The 2,932-nt window shown below is 44.6% G+C and carries 5 protein-coding genes and 1 pseudogene; 5 read left to right on the top strand and 1 reads right to left on the bottom strand.

The genetic code is table 11. The features are described 5' to 3' along the window. Window positions 1–190: pseudogene (locus G4P69_RS36730) on the bottom strand (hypothetical protein); the annotation flags it as partial. Window positions 191–598: 408 nt separating this feature from the next. Between G4P69_RS36730 and G4P69_RS36725 the strand changes: the two are divergent. From G4P69_RS36725 to G4P69_RS36705, 5 genes are all read left to right on the top strand, one after another. Then, window positions 599–976, top strand: coding sequence for a hypothetical protein (locus G4P69_RS36725; RefSeq protein WP_208354763.1), 378 nt, complete (start codon window positions 599–601; stop codon window positions 974–976). Next, window positions 948–1,562 (top strand): hypothetical protein, encoded by a 615-nt coding sequence (locus G4P69_RS36720; RefSeq protein ID WP_208345878.1) that lies wholly within the window; start codon window positions 948–950, stop codon window positions 1,560–1,562. The genes G4P69_RS36725 and G4P69_RS36720 overlap by 29 nt, the downstream gene beginning before the upstream one ends. A gap of 138 nt (window positions 1,563–1,700) precedes the next feature. Continuing rightward, window positions 1,701–1,850: a hypothetical protein gene (locus G4P69_RS36715; RefSeq protein ID WP_208345879.1), complete on the top strand. Its 150-nt coding sequence runs from the start codon at window positions 1,701–1,703 to the stop codon at window positions 1,848–1,850. A gap of 108 nt (window positions 1,851–1,958) precedes the next feature. Next, a complete protein-coding gene (locus G4P69_RS36710; RefSeq protein WP_208345880.1) occupies window positions 1,959–2,747 on the top strand; it encodes a hypothetical protein in 789 nt (262 codons plus the stop codon). Next, window positions 2,737–2,932, top strand: a 196-nt coding sequence (locus G4P69_RS36705; RefSeq protein WP_208345881.1) for a hypothetical protein, incomplete at its 3' end; no start/stop codon positions are given. The genes G4P69_RS36710 and G4P69_RS36705, both read left to right, overlap by 11 nt.

Genomic DNA, 2,932 nt, shown 5'->3' with positions numbered 1-2,932 from the left:
CGTTTCTCATACAGTAGGTTTCAAGTGCTGTTGAAATACAGTTACTCGCACCTTTTTTAGTGGCAATTGATGCTATTAAAAGCTTGATGTACAAACTTGCTGGTAATTCAGAAGTTGTCATTCTTTTCTTTTGAATAACCTCTAAAATACCCGCATTTGACAATTCCTCAATAAGTTTGTCAATATTCATAATTAGATGATTATATGATGAAGCATTGCAACATACTATCATCTTTAATGCCTCCGGTGACTGATCCTCACCGAAGGCTGCCCCACCTACAGAACACACCTGCAAGGGAGCATACCCATGATAAAGCTAGAAGTCGAACCAATCCACCCTAAAAAATTTCGTGAGATTCACAATTGCTCTGTATACCAGATGCACCGACTTTCAGGTTACCCAGTTGACACCCTCAAAAATTGGCTAGCGGATACCACGAGTACACGGTGTAAAGCACCTAAAGAGTACGTACTGCATCATTTCGGCACTATTCACAAGCTTCTTCAGGGTTCGTGAAACACCAAAAGATTCCTCAAACACTAGCGCCACCCTTAGATGTGGCTTTTTAATTAGGGATATAAGCAACCCTTGCAGAATATGACCGTAGCAAGACATGTAACCGTAGCAAGATATAGGGGAGGAAGAACCCTAAATGTACCCGTAATTAAGGATTCTGGGGTTCTGAGTATTAGGGAATCCTCAAGGCTATTGAGGATTAAAAGCCCTCACACGATCAATAGCTATTTAAAGCACCTTGACCTCACCGACCGGGACTTCCTCAGCTGGGATGAACTAAAAGAAATCCTCTCCCTAAGAGAGTTTCTAGGCTTAAACCCTGGACAGAACAGCAAAGCAATGTTTGTATTGTTGCGATCGCGCAACCAGCTAGCAACGATTTTCAACGAGAACCACATCAATATTGAAGAAAAACTAGAGAGAATCAAAGATGACTACTACAAACAGCAACGGCGCTAAGCGCAACGGCAAAGCCAAAACTGCCATAACTGAGCCAGCCACCACCACCGACCAACTAGAGCAACTAGAGCAGATGCTCGCAGAGGAACCAAAGGAAACCCCACAGGAAACCGCGCAAGCGCCAGAACCCACATCTGAGCAACTATTACAGCAAGCCAAGCAGGAAACCAGAGCAGCCAAGCCCCAAGAGGAAGAAAAACCCGACCCCACCCCCACCACGGGCGGCGGGGAAATTACAACAGCGACGAGTCAGATTGAGGGTGCGATCGCCCAATCTGCCCAGAAACTAGTACAAATTGAGGAGCAGGCGAGAACCGCACGGGTGCAAATGGGCTTTGAACTTGGGCAACAAGAAGCCCAAGACATACGGCAAGGGCATCAATTAGGGCTATTAACTGCCCTAGTACAGGCTAAAGCGCAAGATACAAACGATTTAGCGGAACAACTTCAAGCACTACGCCAACACACCGACGGAACAACCTCAACCGCAATTAACAGCCTATTACAAGGACTAGTAAAGGAACCCGCTAAAATCGCCCCTTTAGGACAAGCCACACCCACACAACGGAAGTTGAAAATTATTTAATAGGCTTGATTCTTTCGATATTTATCACAATCCTTGTAGGTTTCTCATATCAGTTTAAATTGGCTATTCCTATAGGATTGGGGGGGAGTTTGATGGGTGTTGGAATTGGATTTTACTTGAAAAAATGAGAAGAATATCGTGAAATTTCTTGCAATGTTTCCTGTAGTTTCTATTGTTAGTGCAATTGTTATAAGCCTTTCTCCTGCGACTGTATTAGTGGCGATCGCAGGGGGATTAATCGGTGCTGGAGCGACACTTGAAATGCAGCAATGGAAAACGACGATTTAACAAAAGCAGTTGCTATCACCTTAATGAGCGTGGGGATAGCAATAATCATCGCCACAGCATTTAAGGCAATGCCGAATTTTGATTTCAGGATTTATTTAGAGGTGAATAATGGGAATAGGAACACTCGTTAAAAATGCCGCCGGTAAATTGAAGAGAAACCAGCAGCGCACAATTAATGCTGAATTTACAGATGTTAGCGGTGGTGGTAACGGTGGAAACGCCCAAGGTATCAGGGCGCTAGCTTTGCACCCCGATGCAGGAAGCTTACTCCAAAGCTATTACGGTATCGACTTAACAGCGATACCAGCAATGGATGAAAACCAACTTGGGGACTTGGTAGATTTTTTGAAACAGTCCGAGTGGATGGACACTCACTTGGACAAATTGAAAGAGCATTTCACCAAGTATATTAACCGCCAAGTAAACTTTAACCAATTCGTGGCGGAAGTCACGAAATCAGGGATTAAAGGTGCAGAGGGAATTGACAAAGCGGGTCTTGATACTTACTTGGCAGTTAAGGGATATACCCAAAACAGTAAGAAGTTACAGCACAAAGCCAACGTCAATGAGCAACTGTTAGCGGCTGACTTAGAGAACTATATCCAGTTAGAAGACCACTCACTACAAGCCAGCTTAAGGAGTATGGCGCTGAAGTTAGCTTCTGCTAAGCAACAAATCGATCTACGCCCAGATAAAGCAGCTGCTATTCAAGAACTGAATCTTCAGATAAAAGCTGATAAAGAGCGTATTGGAAACCTGATTACCTATGGCACAAAGGGTGCTGCGCTGCGCGGTGGTAACGGCGGTACTGCAACAGCTACTACCACAGCTTCAAGTGGTGGTGGCGGCGGCGGAAACATTTGGGAAGGATTGAAGAATTGGTTCAATGGAAAGTAGTCTTAGATTCGTCAATCGGCTCTCTATCTACGGTTTTTGGTTTTTAACAGCAGTAGCGATCGCCAACCTCTCCCGATTACTTCCAGGAGCAGGAATCCTCTACCTACTTCTGTTACTAGCCGTCCCTGGTTACCTGCTTTTAGTCCCATCTCAAAATGAACAGGGTACTGCTACACGTAGATTGA

Source organism: Aetokthonos hydrillicola CCALA 1050 (assembly GCF_017591665.1).
GTDB classification, from domain to species: domain Bacteria; phylum Cyanobacteriota; class Cyanobacteriia; order Cyanobacteriales; family Nostocaceae; genus Aetokthonos; species Aetokthonos hydrillicola.
Note: the sequence above shows the minus strand (reverse complement) of the source record. Positions and strands in the feature narration are given on the sequence as shown.